Below are 17671 nucleotides of genomic sequence, written 5' to 3'. Positions count from 1 at the left end.
GACGGGTCCGTCTGTGGACGGCGGCGGACCGCCGCCGACGTCAGGGGCCGGCGCGGCTGAGGACCTCGGTGCCGTCGGACCGCCAGGTGTGCCAGGTGCTCGTCCCGGGATCCCGGGAGACGGAGAAGCCGCCTTCGTGACAGGCGGTGTGGTGCCGCTCGCAGAGCAGTGCGCCGTTGTCACAGGACGTCGGCCCGCCGTGCGCCCAGTGCACGACGTGGTGGACGTCGCACCACTCGGGCGGTGCGTCACAACCGGCGAAGACGCAGTGGCCGTCGCGGATCTCGACGGCCCGGCGGATGGCTGCGGTGGCGGTGCGCTGGGCGCGGCTGACGTCGAGCGGCAGCCCGTCCGGTCCGGTGACCACCCGTACGACGCCCGCGTCGCAGGCCAGGCGCCGTGCCGTCTCAGGGCAGATCGGTCCGGCCCACCCCAGCGAGCCCCCGGAGACGCCTGCTGCGCCCCGTGCGGCGCAGAGGGCCTGCCAGTCGATGGTGACCCGGACGTGCGGCCGCTCCCCGCGGACGTCGGGCAGCGAGCCGCCGTCCAGTGCGCCGCGGGCCAGGGCGACCAGCGCGTCGGCCTGGTGCTCCGCGTGGCTCCGGGTGCCGCCGGCCGGGCGGTCGCCGTTCATCAGCGCCGCCAGGGCGGTGTGCAGGTACTCGGCGCCGACCGGGTCGAACTCGCCGCGGACGTGCACGCGGCCGTCGAGGCCGTCGGCCATGCTGAAGCGGCGGCGGACGTCGGCCGCCTCGCCGAGCGTGCCGTCGGGGTCGATCCCGGCCACCCAGCGCTTCACACCCTGCTTCGTCTCGTGCGGCGTCGTCTTCCGCGCGAGGTCCGCGAGGATCACGTCCGTCTCGGCCAGCTCGATCCCCGCCTCGGCGGCCTTGGTGACGCGGCCCGGCGTCATGGCGCAGGTGATCACCCTGGCGTGGACGGCAGTGATCTCCCCGGCGGCGAAGGCTGCGGCAGTGGCCGGCAGCTGCTCGATCCGCCGGCCGCTGGACACGATCGCCGTGGCCTCCTCCGGCGCCAGCCGGCAGCTGCCGCGCAGCCAGCTCTTCATCGAGACGGCGCCGTCGCGCCGGTACGCCTCGCGGCGGTCGGCCACCCGCACGGCCGACGTGAGGACGGCGGCCACCCGGTTGGCGACGGTGCTCAGCTCACCGACGAGGTCGAGCACGGCGTCGTCGGACAGCTCGGCGAGGTCGAGTGCGGCGAGTTCGTCGAGAGCCGAACGGAGCTCGGACACGCACTCGCCTCCTTGTCTCGATCGGCCTCCTGACACCCCCACACTAAGACGGGGGTACGACAGAAACCGCAGCTCAGAGCCGAGTTCTCTGGTCGTTCCCGCGGGAACGCCGTCCGGGCGACCTGACCCCTCGGAGTGGCGTGGCTGGTCCGGCGACCCGCCGGCTCGTACCGTCCCTGCGGACCCGGCGCCGGGCGCCGGACCTCCGGTCTGCGCCCCGACCGGGGGATCGACGGCCGGGCATCGACGACGGGGGCGGACGGACATGACCCAGTGGGACGCGCGGGGCTCCGGTGCCGGTCAGCAGGGCTGGCCCGCCCACGGCTACCCGGGCGCCCCGGCGGCCCACGGACCGCCGCAGGCGCCCTACGGACCGCCGCAGGGGCCGTACGGACCGCCGCCCGGGCACCCGGGCACCGGGTACCCGCCGCCCTACGGGTACGGCTACGTGCCGCGGCGCACCAACGGGTTCGCCGTCGCGTCGATGGTCCTGGGGATCGTCTGGGTCTACTGGATCGGCAGCGTCCTGGCGCTCGTCTTCGGCTACGTCGCGCGCAGCCAGATCCGCGAGCGCGGTGAGGCCGGCGACGGCATGGCGATCGCCGGCATCGTGCTCGGCTGGATCGGTGTGGGGTTCTTCGGCCTGGTCCTCCTCGCGGGCATCGCGGCCGGATCCTGAGCCCGCAGCGACCGATCCGTGCACGTCCGCGGCGTGCACGCTCGCGGGTCGCGGTGACGTCTGGAGCGGGGGCCGCCGCGCTGCCATCCTGGGCCGGTGACCGGTGAGTCCGTGGCGCACCGGCCCTCGCCCGCACTGCAGGGGCTGGTGGCCCGCGCCGTCGGCTACCGGCACGAGGGGCTGCCGCCCGGCGTCCACCGGGGCCTGCCCTCCCCCGCCCTGACCCTCGTCGTCACCCTGGACGACCCGCTCGACGTCGCCGCCCACCCCGACCCGGCGCAGGCCGCCGGCCGCTACGACGCGCTCCTCGGCGGCCTGCACACGACGCCGGCGCTCATCCGGCACCCCGGCCGCCAGGCCGGCCTGCAGCTGGACCTGACGCCGCTCGGCGCGCGCCGGCTGCTGGGCGTGCCCGCCGGCGCGCTGGCCGGCCTCGACTGCGACCTGGACGACCTCCTCGGGCGGGCCGGCGGCGAGCTGGTCGAGCGGGTGCGGGCCGCCCGGGACTGGCCGGCCCGCTTCGCCGCCGTCGACGACGTGCTGCGGCGCGCCGTCCGGCCGCTGCCCGACGCCGCGCCCGAGGTCGCCGAGGCCTGGCGGCTCACCGTGGCCGGAGCCGGGCGGCTGCGGGTGGCCGAGCTCGCCCGCCGGGTCGGCTGGTCGGAGCGGCACCTCACCGTCCGCTTCCGTGCCGAGACCGGGCTGGGCCCCAAGGAGGCCGCCCGGGTGGTCCGCTTCGACCGCGCCCGCCGCGTCCTGGCCGCCCGCGTCTCGGCCGGGCGCCGCCCCGACCTCGCCGGACTCGCCGCCGCGGGCGGCTTCGCCGACCAGGCCCACCTGACCCGCGACTGGCGGGTGTTCAGCGGCCTGTCCCCGCTGCGCTGGCTGGCCGCGGAGATCGGGTTCGTCCAAGACGGCACCGCAGCCGTCCCGGGAGGCTCGGCGGCATGACAGCTCCCACCCCCACCGTCTGGCCCGCCTTCCGCGCCGCCGACGCCCCCGCCCTCATCCGCTGGCTGGTCGACGTCCTCGGCTTCGCGGAGGCCCTCGTCGTCCGCGACGGCGACCTGGTCGCCCACGCCGAGCTCGCCTGGCCGCCCGGCGGCGGGGTGATGCTCGGCTCCGTCCGCGACGACGGCGGCTGGCCCGTCCGGCCCGGTGCCACCGGTGCCTACCTGGTCACCCACGACGTGCACGGCGTGTGGGCGCGCGTGCAGGCCGCCGGGGCCGACGTCGTCCGGCCGCTGCAGCAGACCGGCCACGGCGGGGAGGAGTTCTCCGTGCGCGACCCGGAGGGCAACAGCTGGAGCGTGGGCGACTACCGCGGGGCGCCACGGCCGTGACCCCGGACGACGTCCGCGCCCTGGCCCTCGCCCTCCCGGAGGTCACCGAGGCCGACCACCACGGCCGCCCCTCGTTCCGGCTGGGGACCGCCGTGCTCGCCACGCTGTGGGCACCGGGCATCCTCAACGTCATGCTCGGGGAGTCGGATGCGCGCGCGGCCGAGGGCGGTGCGGTCTCGCTGCTGTGGTGGGGGAAGCGCCTCTCCGGCGTGCAGGTGGACCTCGCGGCCGCCGACGAGGCGACCGTCGCCGACCTGCTCGAGGAGTCCTGGAACCGCCGGGCGCCGGCCCGGCTGCGGCGGGGGCGCCCGTGACCTCCCCCGGCCCGGTGCCGGTCTACCCGCGCCCGGTCCCCCTCGTCGGCGACCCGACGTCGGCGGCGCAGCGGGCCGGCGACCCCGCCGGCTGGGCCATGCCCGGCTCCGCCGAGGGCCTCTACGCCGTGGTCGCCGCGCGCCGCGACGTCCGCCGCTACCGCCCCGACCCGGTGCCCGACGACGTCCTGCAGCGGGTGCTCGCCGCCGGGCACGCCGCGCCGTCGGTGGGGCACAGCCAGCCGTGGCGCTTCGTCGTCGTCCGCGACCCCGCGATCCGCGACCGCGCCGCCGTCCTCACCGACCGCGAGCGGCTGCGCCAGGCCGCGCGGCTGGAGCCCGACGCCGCCCGCCGGCTGCTCGACCTGCAGCTCGAGGGCGTGCGCGAGGCGCCGCTGGGGATCGTCGTCTGCTGCGACCGGCGGACGCCGGCGGCCGGCGTGCTGGGGCGGGCCACCTTCCCCGACGCCGACCTGTGGAGCTGCGCGGCGGCGATCCAGAACCTGTGGCTGGCGGCCCGCGCCGAGGGCCTCGGCATGGGCTGGGTGACGCTGTTCCGCCCCGAGGAGCTCGCCGGGCTGGTCGGCCTGCCCGACGGCGTGGCCACGCTCGGCTGGCTGTGCCTGGGCTGGCCCGACGAGCGCCCGCCGGCGCCGGGGCTGGAGCGGGCCGGCTGGTCGCGGCGGCTGCCGCTGTCGGCCGTCGTCGTCGAGGACCGCTGGCCGGCCGACGACGGCGGTCCCGCGGCTCCCCCGTCGCACCTGCGCGCGCCCGGCCGCGAGGCGGTGGTCGGCGCCCGCGACGAGGCCGACCGGCTGCTCACCCCGCCGGGCTCGCTCGGCGTGCTCGACCGGGCCGTCGACCGCGTGGTGGCACTGGGCCGCGGCGAGGTGACCGGCGGCACGCTCGTGCTGGCCGCCGCCGACCACCCGGTCGCCGCGCTCGGCGTCTCGGCCTACGAGGTGCGGGTCACCCGCGACGTCGCCCGCGCGGCGCTGGCCGGGGTCTCGGTGGGCGCGACCGCCGCCGCCGCGGCCGGGCTGGCGACCGTCGTCGTCGACGCCGGCGTGGCCGGTGACCCGCTGCCCGGCGCGGTGGACGCCCGGCCCGCCGGCCCCCGCGGCGACCTGGCGGCCTCCCCCGCCCTGACCGGCGACGACGTCACCCGGCTGCTCGCCGCCGGCCGGGCGCTGGGGGCGGCGCACCCGGGTCTCGTGGCCCTGGGCGAGGTCGGCGTCGGCAACACCACCGTGGCCGCCGCGCTGGCCGCCGGGCTGCTGGCCGCCGACCCGGCGGAGGTCACCGGCCTCGGCGCGGGCGCCGACAGCGACGTCCTGGAGCGCAAGCGCGCCGTCGTGGCCGCGGCGGTGGCCCGGGCCGGAGCCGGGCTCGACCGCGACCCGGCCCGCGCGCTGGCCGAGCTCGGCGGCCCGGAGCTCACCGTGCTGGCCGGGGTGGTGCTCGGCGCCGCGGAGGCCGGCACCGCCGTCGTCCTGGACGGGTTCGCCGTCTCGGTGGCGGCGCTGGCCGCCGTCCTGCTCGAGCCCGGTGCCCAGGCCGGCCTGGTCGCGGGCCAGCGCAGCCGCGAGCGCGGGCACGACCTGGTGCTGCAGGCGCTGGGCCTCGAGCCGCTGCTGGACCTGCGGCTGCGGGCCGGGGAGGGCGCCGGGGCCGCGCTGGCCGCCGGGCTGCTGCTCGACGGGCTGCGGGTCCGGCGCAAGACCGCCCGGGTCGACTGACGCGGTTCCGGTCGCCACCGGGTGTCGCGACGGGCCAGGATCGACGCCGTGACCGATCCCCGCGCCGGCCAGCCGGCCTCCCCCGCCGACCTGGTCGACGTCGCCTCGCTGGTGACCGCCTACTACACGCTGGTGCCCGACCCGGCCGACCCGGGGCAGCAGGTGTCCTTCGGGACCTCCGGGCACCGCGGGTCGTCGTTCGACGCCGCCTTCAACGAGGCGCACATCCTGGCCACCACGCAGGCCATCTGCGAGTACCGCGCGGCGCAGGGCTTCGACGGGCCCCTGTTCATCGGCCGCGACACCCACGCGCTCTCCGAGCCGGCGTGGGCCTCGGCGCTGGAGGTGCTCGCCGCCAACGACGTGACCGTCCTGGTCGACGCCGCCGGCCGGTACACGCCCACCCCGGCGGTCAGCCACGCGATCCTCACCGCCAACCGCGGCAAGAGCTCCGGCCTGGCCGACGGCATCGTCGTCACCCCGTCGCACAACCCGCCCCGCGACGGCGGCTTCAAGTACAACCCGCCCTCGGGCGGCCCGGCCGACACCGACGCGACGAAGACGATCGCCGACCGGGCCAACGAGCTGCTCGCCGCGGACCTCGACGGCGTGCAGCGGATCCCCTTCACCCGCGCGCACGCCGCGGCGCAGCGCTACGACTTCGTGGGGACCTACGTCGACGACCTGCCCGCGGTGCTCGACCTCGACGCCGTCCGCGCGGCCGGCGTGCGGATCGGCGCCGACCCGCTCGGCGGCGCCTCGGTCGACTACTGGGCGGCGATCGCCGAGCGGCACCGGCTCGACCTCACCGTGGTCAACCCGCTGGTCGACCCCACCTGGCGGTTCATGACGCTGGACTGGGACGGCAAGATCCGGATGGACTGCTCGTCGCCGTCGGCCATGGCCTCGCTGATCGGCAAGCGGGCCGACTACGCCGTCGCCACGGGCAACGACGCCGACGCCGACCGGCACGGCATCGTCACCCCCGACGCCGGGCTGATGAACCCCAACCACTTCCTCGCCGTGGCCATCTCCTACCTGTTCGCGCACCGGCCCGAGTGGGGCGCCGGGGTCGCCGTCGGCAAGACGCTGGTGTCCTCGTCGCTCATCGACCGGGTGGTCGAGGGCCTGGGCCGCCGCCTGGTGGAGGTGCCGGTCGGGTTCAAGTGGTTCGTGCCGGGGCTGCTCGACGGGTCGGTCGGCTTCGGCGGCGAGGAGTCGGCGGGGGCGTCGTTCCTGCGCCGCGACGGCGGGGTGTGGACGACGGACAAGGACGGCGTCCTGCTGGCGCTGCTGGCCTCGGAGATCCAGGCCGTGACGGAACGGTCGCCGTCCCAGCTGCACGCCGACCTGGTCGGGCGGTACGGGGAGTCGGCCTACGCCCGGGTGGACGCGCCGGCGTCCCGCGAGCAGAAGGCGGCGCTGGGGAAGCTGTCGCCGTCCGACGTCACCGCCACCGAGCTGGCCGGCGAGCCGATCACCGCCAAGCTGACCAGCGCGCCGGGCAACGGCGCGTCGATCGGCGGGCTGAAGGTGGTCACGGAGAACGCCTGGTTCGCCGCCCGCCCCTCGGGCACCGAGGACGTCTACAAGGTGTACGCGGAGTCGTTCAAGGGCCCGGAGCACCTGTCCCGCGTGCAGGAGGAGGCCCGCGCCGTCGTCGGCGCCGCCCTCGGCGCCTGACACCCGGTGCACTCCCGCGGGAGTGCGCGGACCGGGGCAGGATCGGGGCATGACGACGGCGAGCCCTGCCCCTGACGACACGGCCCTGGACCTGACCGCCCTGGTGCGCGAGCTGGTCGGCCGCACCACCGTCTCGGGGGACGCCGCCGCCCAGCAGGACCTCCTCGGCAGCCTCACCGAGGTGCTGCGCGAGCGCGCGCCGCACCTGCTGGTGACCGAGGGACGCGACCCGGACCACCCGTGGCGGCTGCTGCGGACCCCGGCCGACCCCGGCCGCCGGCAGCTGCTGCTGGCCTGCCACGTCGACACCGTGCCGGTGCCCGACGCCGGCGCCTGGCAGCGCGACCCCTTCGGCGCCGACCTCGACGGGGGCCGGGTGTGGGGGCGCGGCGGCAGCGACATGAAGGCCGGGGTGGTGGCCGCCGTCGCAGCGCTCGCGGCCGCCGACCCGCAGACGCCGCTCGCGCTGCTGCTGACCAGCGACGAGGAGATCGGCTCGAAGGGCGCCGCGGCCGCCGCGGCCGCCGTCGCCGAGCAGCCCGTCGGCGCGGTGGTGGTCCCCGAGGCGACCGGCAACGAGGTGGTCCTCGGCCACAAGGGCGCGCTGTGGCTCGCCGTCCGCACCGCCGGGCGGGCCGCGCACGGCAGCACCCCCGAGCGCGGGCACAACGCGGTGCTCGACCTGGTCGCCGTCCTCGCGCGGGCCGGCGGCGCCCTCCCCTTCCGCACCGACCCGTTCCTCGGCACGGAGACGTGGAACCCCGGCGTCGTGACCGGCGGGACGGTGCCCAACGTCGTCCCCGACCGCGCGGAGGTCGTCGTCGACATGCGCACGGTCACCGAGGGCGGTGACCTGCTGGCCTGGTGGCGGGGGCAGCCCGAGGTGGCCGACGTCGAGGTGCGCGTGGACCTGCCGCCGGTCGGCACGCCCGCGGACGACCCGTGGGTGGCCACCCTCCCCGCCCCGGCGCGGAGCACGCCGGCCACCTACTTCACCGACGCCTCCGTGCTGGTGCAGGTGGTCGGCGGCGCCCCGATCGTCGTCTGGGGCCCGGGCACGCCGGCGGTGATGCACGCGCGGGACGAGTACGTCGAGCTCGCCGAGGTGGAGCAGGCCGCGGCTGCCTTCACCGACGTCGCCGGCCGCTGGGACGGGTGACCCGGCGCCCGGGGTCTGCCCCGTCCGGGCGAGGGACACGGCCGGGAGCGGGGCGGACGGCGGTGGCGTCGGCACACTGTCGGGCATGACCGGGCAGCCGTACGAGCAGGACCGGCCGGCCCACCCCTACGGCCCGCCACCCGGGTACCCGCCCCCGCCCCCCTACGGCCCGCCGCCCGGCTACGGGTACGGCCCGGGGTACGGCTACGCCTGGGCGGTCCCGCCGGCGCCGCCGGCCTGGCCGGCCGGTCCCGGCCGTCCCGGGGTGGCGACCGCGGCGGCCGTCCTCGGGTTCGTCACCGGCGGCCTGACGCTGGTGGTGTCGCTGTTCCTCCTGGCGCTGACCGTCGGCGGGGAGGGCGACCCGGCGACGACCACGCTGCTGGGCCTGCCGTGCGCGGCCGGGCTGGTCAGCGGCGGCGTCCGGCTGCTGGGCCGGCGGTCGCCGCTGGTGCTCTCCACCTCCGCGCTGGCCGCGGTGGTCGTGCTCTTCCTCGCCCTGGTGGCCGCCGCCGGCACGCTGGACGCGGACGACGTCGAGGGCCTCGTCGTCGTCCTCGTGCTCGCGCTGCCCCTGCCGGTGCTCACCGCGGTGTTCTCCCGGCTGCCCGCCACGGTCGGCTGGGCCTCGTCCCGACCCTGATCCCGAGGCCGCGGCGCCCCACCCGGACGGCTCAGCGGCGGCGGGCCTTGTCCGCGTACATCGCCGCGTCCGCCTGGCGCACGACCGCCTCCTGCGCCTGCTCCGGCTCGGTACCGCCGTCGATCGAGCCGATGCCGATGCTCAGCCCGACCCGCACGGTCGCGCCGCCGACGGTCAGGCTGGCGGGCAACACCTCCTGCAACCGTGCGGCGAGGCGCTCGGCGTCGGCCCGCTCGGTGTTCTCGCAGACGACGGCGAACTCGTCGCCACCCAGCCGGGCCGCGGTGTCGCTGGCGCGCAGGACGCCGGTGAGGCGCTCGGCCACCTCCACGAGGACGGCGTCGCCGGTCGGGTGGCCGTGCTCGTCGTTGACCGCCTTGAACCCGTCGAGGTCGAGCACCAGCACGCAGGTGGGCGTGTGCTCACGGTGCCCGCGCTCGAGCGCGTGCCGCAGCCGGTCGTGGAAGAGCAGCCGGTTGGGCAGGCCGGTGAGCGGGTCGTGCGCCGACAGGTGCAGCAGGCGCGCCTCCAGCTCCTTCCGCTCGGTCACGTCCTCGACCACCATCACCAGGTGCGCCGGGTCGGCCGTGGTCGCACCGTCCACCCACGACACCGTCAGCTGCACCGGGACGGCCTCACCGCCGGGCCGCAGCACCCGGCACTCGTGCCGGACCCGGCCGTGCTGGTCCTGCAGCTGCCGCCACACGCCGACCGCACCGGTCAGGTCCTCGGGGTGGACGACGGCGAACAGCGCCGCGCCGCGCAGCTCCTCCGGGGGGACGCCGAGCAGCTCTCCGAGGGTGGCGTTGGCCGCGAGGAACACCCCGTCCGGCGTCGTCAGGGCGACCCCCATCGGCGAGTTCGTGAAGGCGCTGCCCACGTCGGCGGGCGGCAGGGTGCCCACGGGCTCGCCCTCGGCGTCGAACACGGTTCTCCTCCGTTTCCTCCCCCTCGGTCTGATCCCGGTGATCCCAGCTACTCCTTACTTCCCGCCGGGTTCCACGTGGAACCACTCCACGGGGCAGGATGGACCCATCGGATGACAGGACCGCGCAGGTGAGGAGAGCGATCGTGCCCACGGACTTCGACCTGGTGCTCCCGACGTCCGTCGACGTCCGCGAGGTGGGCATGCGCGACGGCCTGCAGCTCGAGGCGCCCGTCCCGCTCGAGGCCAAGCTCGGCATGCTCGACGCCCTGGTGGCCACCGGCGTCCGCCGGATCGAGGTGACGTCGTTCGTCTCGCCCAGGGCCGTCCCGGCGCTGGCCGACGCCGACCGGGTCGCCGCCGAGCTGTCCCGCTGGCCGGGCGTGCACTGGTCGGCGCTGGTGGCCAACCCCCGGGGCGCGGTCCGCGCCGTCGACGCCGGCATCGCCGAGCTGGAGATGGTGGTCTCCGCCACCGACGGGCACAGCCGCGCCAACGCCGGCCGCTCCACCGCCGAGGCGCTCGCCGGCGTCGGGGAGGTCGCGGCGCTCGCGCACGGGGCCGGCGGCTCGCTGGAGGTCGTCGTCGCCACCGCCTGGGACTGCCCGTTCGACGGGCGCACCCCGATCGGGCGCACCGTCGACGTCTGCCGGGCCGCGGTCACCGCCGGCGCCGACGCCCTCTGCCTGGGCGACACCATCGGGACGACGACGCCGGCGCGGGTGGTCCGCCTGCTCGACGCCGTCCGCCGCGCCTGCCCCGGCACGCCGGTCGCCGTCCACTTCCACGACACCCGCGGCACCGGGCAGGCCAACGCGCTCGCCGCCGTGCAGGCCGGCGTCACCCAGCTCGACGCCTCGGTGGGCGGCCTGGGCGGGTGCCCGTTCGCGCCCGGCGCCAGCGGCAACATCGCCACCGAGGAGCTCGTCTACTGGCTGGAGGAGTCCGACGTGGCCACCGGCATCGACCTCGACGCGCTGCTGGCCGCGGCCCGGGTCGCCGAGGAGGCCGTGGGCCACGAGCTGCCCAGCTCGCTGTACCGGGCCGGCGGCCGGTCGGTCCCCCGGGCCGCGGCCGGGAGTCCTGCGTGAGCGCACCCGGCGGGACGGTCGACCCGCAGGTCATGCGCGACGTCCTCGGGCACTTCGCCTCCGGCGTCACCGTGGTGACGGCCAGCACCGGCGAGGGACCGATCGGCTTCACCTGCCAGTCGTTCAGCTCGCTGTCGCTCGACCCGCCGCTGGTGGCCCTCGCCCCGTCCCGCACCTCGAGCACGTGGCCGCGGCTGCGCGCCATCGGCCGGTTCTGCGTCAACGTCCTCGCCGAGGACCAGTCCGGCCTGTCGGCGGCCTTCGCCCGCTCGGGCACCGACAAGTTCGCCGGGGTGGCCTGGCAGCCCAGCCCGCACGGCTCGCCGGTCCTCGAGGACGTCGTCGCCTGGATCGACTGCACCCTCTGGGCCGAGTACGACGGCGGGGACCACACGATCGTCGCCGCCCGCGTGCTCGACCTCGGCGCCGACCCGGACCGCCGGCCACTGCTGTTCCACCGCGGCCGCTACGGCCTGGCGGAGGGCCGCGGCGCCTAGCCGCGGCCCGTCCGGGGGGCGAGGGCGGCCCCCTCGCAGGGTCCCGCCGCGAGCTCGCGAGTGGCGGGGGGCGAGGGGGTCCTTACCGGAAGCGGACGGCGATCAGCGCGACGTCGTCGCGGCCGTCGAGGGTGCCGCTGACGGCGGCGTCGCACAGCTCGCGCGGCGAGGCGTCGGCCGGTGTGGCCGACAGCCGCTCGACCAGCGCGGCGATGCCCTGGTCGAGGTCGGAGCCCGGCGTCTCGACCAGACCGTCGGTGTAGCCCACGACCGTCGACCCGGGCGGCAGGTCGACCGCCAGCGCGGCCCGCTCGGCGTCGACGTCGACCCCCACGAGCAGTCCGGTCACGCCGTCGATGGGCCGCACCTGCCCGTCGGGCGAGCGCAGCAGCAGGGGCGGGTGGCCGGCGTTGGCCAGCAGGGCCCGCCACGGCCCGCCCTGCTCGGCCGGGGGGACGGCGCGCAGGTAGGCCATCGTGGCCAGCGAGGCGACCCGCAGGCCCTGCACGAGCCGGTCCACCCGGGTGAGCACGGTGCTCGGGTGCGGGTCGGGGGCCTCCCACATGCAGGCGCGGAGGAGCCCGCGCAGGTGCCCCATCGCGGCCGCGGCGGCGACGTCGTGCCCGACCACGTCCCCGACCACCATCCCGACCGAGCCGTCGGGCAGTTGGAGCAGGTCGTAGAAGTCGCCGCCGACGTCGGCCGCGGTGGAGGCGCTGACGTAGTGGGCGGCCGCGGTCACGCCGGGGATGGTGGGCAGGTCCGGCAGCAGGGAGCGCTGCAGGGTGTCGGCGACGGCGTGCTCCTGCTGGTAGAGCCGCACGTTGTCCATGACCAGCGCCGCCCGCCGGGCGAGGTCCTCGACCAGGCCGACGTCGTCCGGGGTGAACGGCCGGTCCGGTGAGGTGCGCACGAGGGTGATCGCCCCGGCGGTGCGGTGGCGCGCCACCATCGGCGTGCTCAGCGACGTCACCGCGCCGAGCCGACCGGCGACCTCCTGGGCCACCGGGGAGGCGATCGCGTCGTCGAGCCGCCCGGGCAGCCGCTCGACCAGCACCGTCCGCGACGAGGTGATGGCGCGCTGGCTCGGGGAGCCCGCCGGCAGCCGCAGGGCGTGCCCGGCCTCGAAGCGGCGCACCTCGGTGCGCTGCCGCTCGCGGTCCCGGGCGACGACCTCGTGCACCTCACCGGACCCGTCGACGACGGTGATGACCACCCAGTCGGCCAGCGTGGGGACGCACAGGGTGGCCAGCCGGTCGAGGAGGTCGCCGGCGTCGAGCGTGGCGATGAGCGAGCTGGTCGCCTCGGCCATGAGCGCGAGGCGGCCCTGCGCGTCCTCGGCGTCCCGCTGCGCCTGCTCGGCGACCGCGCGGGCCTGCTCGGCCTCCTGGCGGGCGTTCTGCTCGGCGGCGAAGGCGGCCTCGCGCTCGGACTCGACCCGCACCCGCTCGGTGACGTCGGTCTGCACCCCGACGAAACTGACCAGCTCGCCCTCGCCGTCGAAGACCGGGCTGATCGAGAGCTGGTTCCAGAAGGCGGTGCCGTCGCGGCGGTGGTTGAGCAGGACGACGGTCACCGCCTCCTGGGCGGCCAGCGCCGTCCGGATGGTGGCGACGGCGGCCCGGTCGGTGGACGGCCCCTGCAGGAACCGGCAGTTGCGGCCCACGGACTCCTCGTAGGAGTAGCCGGTGATGCGCGTGAAGGACGGGTTGACCCAGACCAGCGGGTCGTCCGGCTCGCGCGGGTCGGTGATCGTGAACGCGATGTCGGTGGCGACGACGGCCCGCTCGCGCAGCGCCTGCAGCTCGGCCTCGGCGTCCCCGCCACCGGCGACCCCCTCGACCTCGAGGAAGACCACCAGGGACAGCTGCTGGCTGTTGCCCGGCTGCGACAGCGGGAAGCCGGTCACCCACAGCAGCCGGTCGTCCCCGCCGTCGTCGTCGTGGGCGCGGTCGGTGCCGGTGCCGCGGCCCGGCTGCAGGCGGACCGCCTCACCGGTGACCGGCTGGCCCTGCGCCACGACCGACAGCGGCCCGGTGGTGCGGGCCAGCGGGGCACCGCCGAGGTCGGTGAGGCCGACGGCGGCGCCCCAGGTGTCGATGTCGACCGGCAGGTGCACGTTGCCGGCCATCTCCACCGCCGCGGCGTTGGCGTAGGTGACCGACCCGGACTTCTGGTCGATGAGCAGGACGGCGACCGGGACGTCGGCGAGGACGGCGGGCAGGGCGGTCGAGGCGGCCTCGGCGTCGCCGTGCTCGGAGACGACCGCGCTGGCGGCCGTGACGACGCCGGCCTGCCGGTCACCGGGGACCTCACCGGCCGGCGACGCGGCCTCGGCCATCGCCGCCCGGGCGGCGACCGGGACGCCGTCGTGGGCCGGACCGGCGCCGAAGGCCAGGTCCTCCGGAGGGGGCGTGGTCGATCCCCTGGTCTGCTGGCCCTCCGGTCGCACGCAACGAATCTAACCGTCGTCGCAGGTCGGCCGCCCGCCTGCTCCCGGGCGGCCACCCGCCGGGCGGTCACCCGGACGGGGGCGCGCGGTGCGGCGGACGCCGCCCAGGTGTGCGGCCTGCCCGCGCGGGAACTCCCCGGGGACGACCCCGGGAGGAGACGCCATGGGACTGCTCGACCGGCTCTTCGGCCGCCGCCGCGCGCCGGAGCCCCACCACGACGGGTACGCGCCGCCCCCGCCACCGCCCCCGGCCGCCTCCGGGCAGCGCGCCCCGGCCAGCGACCGGCAGGCGATCGAGCGCTACCGCTACCTGCTGCGCACCGCGCCGCCCGACCAGATCGAGCAGGCGCACACCGAGGCCTTCTCCCAGCTCACCCAGCAGCAGCGGCAGGAGGTGCTCACCCAGCTCGCGGCCGCGGTCCCGGCGTCCGAGCGGCCCCGTGCCGACGACCCGCAGACCCTGGCCCGGGTGGCCACCCGCGCCGAGCTGCGCCAGCCCGGGACGCTGGAGCGGGCCTTCGGCGGCGGCTTCGGCGGTGGCGGCTACGGCCCCGGGTACGGCGGGGGCGGCTACGGCCCGGGGTACGGCGGAGGCTACGGAGGTGGCTACGGCCCCGGCTACGGCGGCGGCTACGGGCCCCGGATGGGCGGCTTCGGCGGCTCGCTGGGCGGCAGCCTGCTCGGCACCGTCGGCGGCCTGGTGATCGGGACGGCGGTGGCCGACGCCCTGTTCGACACCGGCCTCGGCGACGGCGGGCTCTTCGGCGGCGGGGACGAGGAGGCCTACGCCGAGGGGTACGCCGACGGCGCGGACGGCGGTGGTGACGGCGGCGGCGACTACGCCGCGGCCGACGGCTACGGCGGCGACCCGGGCGCCGACTTCGCCGGTGGCGCGGACAACGGCTACGACGGGGGGGACTTCGGGGGGGACTTCGGCGGAGGGGACTTCGGGGGCGACTTCGGCGGCGGCGACTTCTGAGGGTCAGGCGCCGGGGGACGGCCGGACGGCCCTCCCCTGGCGCCGCAGCCACAGCAGGCCGAGCACCGGCAGCACGAGCGGGACGTAGCCGTAGCCGCGGCCGAACGCCGACCAGACCGTCTCGTCCGGGAAGGCGGCCGGGTCCAGCACCGACAGGGCGCCCACGACGAGCACCCCGGCGAGCTCCACCGAGCAGGCGACGACCGCCGTCCGCCGTCCGCCCCGCCCACCGCGGGCCAGCCCGACGGTGGCGACCACGTACACCGCGGCGGCGAGGGCGGAGAGCAGGTAGGCCACCGGCGCCTCGCCGAAGCGGGTGGCCAGCTGCACCGTGGCGCGCGCCCCGGCGGCCAGGGCGAAGACCGCGTAGACGGCGACCAGCACCCGCCCGGGCCCGGCCGCCGTCCCGCCCGGCGCGGTTCCCGACGGCTGTCGACCAGCGGGGTCAGGCACCCGGGGCCTCCCACAGCTGCACCAGCCGCCACACCATCACGACGGTGACCAGGCTGGCCACGGCCAGCACCGTGCCCGCCCAGCGGCTGGGCTCGGTGCGCGACCAGAGCACCCCCGCGACCGGCAGGAGCACCACGCCGGCGAGGTAGCCGACGAAGGTCGCCGTCTGCGGCGGGCGCTGGCCGCCGGCCAGCGCCACCGTCGCGACGACGGCCTGCGAGACGAGCAGCACCTCGAGCACCGCGGCACCGGCGAGGTGCACCAGGCCGATCCGCCGGCGGGCGACCGTCGAGGCGAGGCCGGCGAGCGCCACGAGGACGGCGACCGCCGTCGCGGACCAGGCGAGGGCGGGCGTCACCGGGACGGCCGGGCGGAGGGGGCGGCGGGTCGCACGCCCCCATCCTCCCGCGCCGGCCCGCCGGGCGGCCGCGGTGACCGGCCACGTCCCCCGGTGGCGGGCGTGGGGGATGGTGGGGGCATGACCGTCCGCGACCTCCTGGTCGACCTGTGCGCCGAGCACCTGGACGCCGTGACCGGGGAGCCCGTGCCGCTGCAGGCGCTGGTCGGGCTGCTCGCCGCCTGCGGGGTCGCCGAGCCCAGCACGCGGGTCGCGGTGGCCGCGCTGCGGCGGACGGGCTGGCTGACGGCGGTCCGGCGGGGGCGGGAGACGCTGTGCGCGCCGGCGGCCCCGCTGCGCGAGGCGGTCACCGCGCAGCGGGAGCGGATCGACCGCCGGCTCGGGCCGTGGGACGGGCAGTGGCGGATGGTCGTCTACTCCGTCCCGGAGACCGACCGGGCCGCCCGCGAGCGGGTCCGGCAGGGCCTGGCGAGGGCCGGGTTCGGTCCGCTGGCCCCGGCCACGTGGGTCTCCCCGCACCGCTGCGCCCTCGACGAGGTGCACGCCGAGCTCGCCGGCGAGCACACCTCACGCCTGGACCTGCTGATCGCATCGGTCGCCGACCCGCGGCTGACCGACGGCGAGCTGGCCGCCCGCTGCTGGGACCTCCCCCGGTTCGCCGCCGGCTGGACCCGGGTGCTCGACCGGCTGCGCGCCTCCGCCGCGGCGGGCACCCCCGACGGCCCGGCGGCCCTCGGCCTGCACCTGCGGCTGCGCGCCGAGACCCGGGCGGTCCTCGCCGGCGACCCGCTGCTGCCCCCGGTGCTGCAGCCGCCCGGCTGGCCCGCCCGCGACGTCCGCGACGCGTGGGCCGACGCCGGCGCCCGGCTCGCCGCCGCGGCCCGCGCGCACGTCGCCGACGTCCTCGGCGTCGTCGCCACCCCTCCCCGCGCCGCCGTCGCCTAGCCCGGCGGCCTCCTGCAGGGGCCCGCCGCGGGCGTGCGAGCGTTGGGGGCAGGGAGGTCCTCGCTCAGCGGTGGACGGTGGACATGTCGGGGTAGCGGTCGCCGACCGCGGCGCCGACGGGTGCGGCCTCGTCGAGGCGGCGCAGGTCGTCGTCGGACAGCCGGACGTCGGCAGCGGCGGCGTTCTCCTCCAGGTAGGCCACCCGCTTGGTGCCCGGGATCGGCACGACGGCCGGGTTGCCGCCGCGGCCGCCCTGCGCCATCACCCACGCCAGCGCGAGCTGCGACGCCGTCACGCCCTTCTCGTCGGCGATCTCGCGCACCCGGTCGACCAGCCGCAGGTTCTGCGCGAAGGCCTCGCCCTGGAAGCGCGGGTTGTTGCGGCGGAAGTCGTCGGGCGCGAGGTCCTCGACGCTGCGGATCTGCCCGGACAGGAAGCCGCGGCCGATCGGTGAGTACGCGACGAAGCCGATGCCGAGCTCGGCGCAGGTGGCCAGCACCCCGTTCTCCTCCGGGTCGCGGCTCCACAGCGAGTACTCCGTCTGGACCGCGGCGACCGGCTGGACGGCGTGCGCCCGGCGGATGGTCTCCGGGGCGGCCTCCGAGATGCCCGCGTGCCGGACCTTGCCGGCCTCGACGAGCTCCCGCAGCGCACCCCAGGTGTCCTCGACCGGGACGGTGGTGTCCACGCGGTGCTGGTAGTAGAGGTCGATGACGTCGACGCCGAGCCGCTGCAGCGAGGCGTCGCAGGCCCGGCGGACGTAGTCCGGCTTCCCGTTGACACCGAGGGACGTGCCGTCCTCGCGCCGCTCGTTGCCGAACTTGGTCGCCACCACCACCTCGTCGCGGCGGCCCGCGATGGCCGTGCCGACCAGCCGCTCGTTGGTGAACGGGCCGTACATGTCGGCGGTGTCGAGGAACGTGACGCCGAGGTCCAGCGCCCGCCGGATGGTGCGCTCGGCCTCCGCCTGGTCACCGGTGCCGTAGAACTCGCTCATCCCCATGCAGCCCAGCCCCATGGCCGGGACGGACAGGGATCCCAGGGTGCGTGTCTCCATGGACCTCCCCTGCCCAGCGGGCCCCCCGGTCGACACGTGCACCGGACGGTGTGGCAGGTTAGGCATCCCTAAGTGAGCCGAGCCTTACCTGATCTGGAG

The 17671-nt window shown here is 77.3% G+C and carries 18 protein-coding genes; 12 read left to right on the top strand and 6 right to left on the bottom strand.

Annotated elements, in window-relative coordinates; all coding sequences use genetic code 11:
• Positions 1 to 40 precede the first annotated feature (40 nt).
• Positions 41 to 1255: an HNH endonuclease signature motif containing protein gene (locus tag JOD57_RS11990; RefSeq protein ID WP_204692240.1), complete on the bottom strand. Its 1215-nt coding sequence runs from the start codon at positions 1253 to 1255 to the stop codon at positions 41 to 43.
• A 265-nt stretch (positions 1256 to 1520) separates the two neighbouring features.
• On the opposite strand from JOD57_RS11990, the gene JOD57_RS11985 reads away from it, so the two are divergent.
• The 8 genes from JOD57_RS11985 to JOD57_RS11950 all read left to right on the top strand — a co-directional run bounded on the left by JOD57_RS11985 (position 1521) and on the right by JOD57_RS11950 (position 8815).
• A complete protein-coding gene (locus tag JOD57_RS11985; RefSeq protein ID WP_204692239.1) occupies positions 1521 to 1934 on the top strand; it encodes a DUF4190 domain-containing protein in 414 nt (137 codons plus the stop codon).
• Positions 1935 to 2030: 96 nt separating this feature from the next.
• Positions 2031 to 2885 (top strand): helix-turn-helix domain-containing protein, encoded by an 855-nt coding sequence (locus tag JOD57_RS11980; protein ID WP_204692238.1) that lies wholly within the window; start codon positions 2031 to 2033, stop codon positions 2883 to 2885.
• The gene (locus JOD57_RS11975; protein ID WP_204692237.1) at positions 2882 to 3277 is read left to right on the top strand and encodes a VOC family protein; all 396 of its coding nucleotides are present in this window, start codon (positions 2882 to 2884) and stop codon (positions 3275 to 3277) included. The genes JOD57_RS11980 and JOD57_RS11975 overlap by 4 nt, the downstream gene beginning before the upstream one ends.
• Positions 3274 to 3591: an MmcQ/YjbR family DNA-binding protein gene (locus JOD57_RS11970; protein WP_204692236.1), complete on the top strand. Its 318-nt coding sequence runs from the start codon at positions 3274 to 3276 to the stop codon at positions 3589 to 3591. Before JOD57_RS11975 ends, JOD57_RS11970 begins: the two co-directional genes overlap by 4 nt.
• Complete coding sequence (gene bluB / locus JOD57_RS11965) at positions 3588 to 5330, top strand: 5,6-dimethylbenzimidazole synthase (RefSeq protein ID WP_307824634.1); 1743 nt, start codon at positions 3588 to 3590, stop codon at positions 5328 to 5330. Before JOD57_RS11970 ends, bluB begins: the two co-directional genes overlap by 4 nt.
• A gap of 48 nt (positions 5331 to 5378) precedes the next feature.
• The gene (pgm, locus tag JOD57_RS11960; RefSeq protein WP_204692235.1) at positions 5379 to 7013 is read left to right on the top strand and encodes a phosphoglucomutase (alpha-D-glucose-1,6-bisphosphate-dependent); all 1635 of its coding nucleotides are present in this window, start codon (positions 5379 to 5381) and stop codon (positions 7011 to 7013) included.
• Positions 7014 to 7062: 49 nt separating this feature from the next.
• Positions 7063 to 8172, top strand: a complete 1110-nt coding sequence (locus tag JOD57_RS11955) for a M20 family metallopeptidase (RefSeq protein WP_204692234.1) — start codon at positions 7063 to 7065, stop codon at positions 8170 to 8172.
• A gap of 85 nt (positions 8173 to 8257) precedes the next feature.
• Positions 8258 to 8815 carry a hypothetical protein gene (locus JOD57_RS11950; RefSeq protein ID WP_204692233.1) on the top strand — a complete coding sequence of 186 codons (558 nt, stop codon included), beginning with the start codon at positions 8258 to 8260 and terminating at the stop codon, positions 8813 to 8815.
• Positions 8816 to 8846: 31 nt separating this feature from the next.
• On the opposite strand, the gene JOD57_RS11945 is transcribed toward JOD57_RS11950, so the two are convergent.
• Positions 8847 to 9743: a diguanylate cyclase domain-containing protein gene (locus JOD57_RS11945; RefSeq protein ID WP_307824633.1), complete on the bottom strand. Its 897-nt coding sequence runs from the start codon at positions 9741 to 9743 to the stop codon at positions 8847 to 8849.
• A 143-nt stretch (positions 9744 to 9886) separates the two neighbouring features.
• Here JOD57_RS11945 and JOD57_RS11940 point away from each other — a divergent pair, with 143 nt between their 5' ends.
• Both JOD57_RS11940 and JOD57_RS11935 read left to right on the top strand, forming a co-directional pair.
• Complete coding sequence (locus JOD57_RS11940; RefSeq protein ID WP_307824632.1) at positions 9887 to 10831, top strand: hydroxymethylglutaryl-CoA lyase; 945 nt, start codon at positions 9887 to 9889, stop codon at positions 10829 to 10831.
• Positions 10828 to 11328 carry a flavin reductase family protein gene (locus tag JOD57_RS11935; protein ID WP_307824631.1) on the top strand — a complete coding sequence of 167 codons (501 nt, stop codon included), beginning with the start codon at positions 10828 to 10830 and terminating at the stop codon, positions 11326 to 11328. Before JOD57_RS11940 ends, JOD57_RS11935 begins: the two co-directional genes overlap by 4 nt.
• Before the next feature lie 82 nt (positions 11329 to 11410).
• On the opposite strand, the gene JOD57_RS11930 is transcribed toward JOD57_RS11935, so the two are convergent.
• Positions 11411 to 13780: a SpoIIE family protein phosphatase gene (locus tag JOD57_RS11930; RefSeq protein ID WP_307824630.1), complete on the bottom strand. Its 2370-nt coding sequence runs from the start codon at positions 13778 to 13780 to the stop codon at positions 11411 to 11413.
• A 163-nt stretch (positions 13781 to 13943) separates the two neighbouring features.
• Between JOD57_RS11930 and JOD57_RS11925 the strand changes: the two genes are divergently transcribed.
• Entirely contained in the window at positions 13944 to 14759 is an 816-nt protein-coding gene (locus JOD57_RS11925) for a hypothetical protein (RefSeq protein ID WP_204692231.1), read from the top strand.
• Positions 14760 to 14762: 3 nt separating this feature from the next.
• On the opposite strand, the gene JOD57_RS11920 is transcribed toward JOD57_RS11925, so the two are convergent.
• Together JOD57_RS11920 and JOD57_RS11915 are read right to left on the bottom strand one after the other, a co-directional pair.
• A complete protein-coding gene (locus JOD57_RS11920; RefSeq protein ID WP_204692230.1) occupies positions 14763 to 15212 on the bottom strand; it encodes a hypothetical protein in 450 nt (149 codons plus the stop codon).
• Entirely contained in the window at positions 15205 to 15570 is a 366-nt protein-coding gene (locus JOD57_RS11915; RefSeq protein ID WP_204692229.1) for a hypothetical protein, read from the bottom strand. Before JOD57_RS11915 ends, JOD57_RS11920 begins: the two co-directional genes overlap by 8 nt.
• A gap of 120 nt (positions 15571 to 15690) precedes the next feature.
• On the opposite strand from JOD57_RS11915, the gene JOD57_RS11910 reads away from it, so the two are divergent.
• The gene (locus JOD57_RS11910) at positions 15691 to 16515 is read left to right on the top strand and encodes a PaaX family transcriptional regulator C-terminal domain-containing protein (protein ID WP_204692228.1); all 825 of its coding nucleotides are present in this window, start codon (positions 15691 to 15693) and stop codon (positions 16513 to 16515) included.
• Positions 16516 to 16579: 64 nt separating this feature from the next.
• Here JOD57_RS11910 and JOD57_RS11905 read toward each other — a convergent pair whose 3' ends face one another.
• The gene (locus JOD57_RS11905) at positions 16580 to 17572 is read right to left on the bottom strand and encodes an aldo/keto reductase (RefSeq protein WP_204692227.1); all 993 of its coding nucleotides are present in this window, start codon (positions 17570 to 17572) and stop codon (positions 16580 to 16582) included.
• Positions 17573 to 17671 lie beyond the last annotated feature (99 nt).

The organism is Geodermatophilus bullaregiensis (genome assembly GCF_016907675.1).
GTDB classification, from domain to species: domain Bacteria; phylum Actinomycetota; class Actinomycetes; order Mycobacteriales; family Geodermatophilaceae; genus Geodermatophilus; species Geodermatophilus bullaregiensis.
This window is presented reverse-complemented; position numbering and strand designations above follow the sequence as displayed.

Bases quoted from the DNA above. Each gene is read 5' to 3' on its own strand.
- JOD57_RS11985 (WP_204692239.1), top strand. From the start codon at position 1,521: ATGACCCAGTGGGACGCGCGGGGCTCCGGTGCCGGTCAGCAGGGCTGG.
- JOD57_RS11975 (WP_204692237.1), top strand. From the start codon at position 2,882: ATGACAGCTCCCACCCCCACCGTCTGGCCCGCCTTCCGCGCCGCCGAC.
- JOD57_RS11955 (WP_204692234.1), top strand. From the start codon at position 7,063: ATGACGACGGCGAGCCCTGCCCCTGACGACACGGCCCTGGACCTGACC.
- JOD57_RS11950 (WP_204692233.1), top strand. From the start codon at position 8,258: ATGACCGGGCAGCCGTACGAGCAGGACCGGCCGGCCCACCCCTACGGC.
- JOD57_RS11925 (WP_204692231.1), top strand. From the start codon at position 13,944: ATGGGACTGCTCGACCGGCTCTTCGGCCGCCGCCGCGCGCCGGAGCCC.
- JOD57_RS11910 (WP_204692228.1), top strand. From the start codon at position 15,691: ATGACCGTCCGCGACCTCCTGGTCGACCTGTGCGCCGAGCACCTGGAC.
- JOD57_RS11905 (WP_204692227.1), bottom strand. From the start codon at position 17,572: ATGGAGACACGCACCCTGGGATCCCTGTCCGTCCCGGCCATGGGGCTG.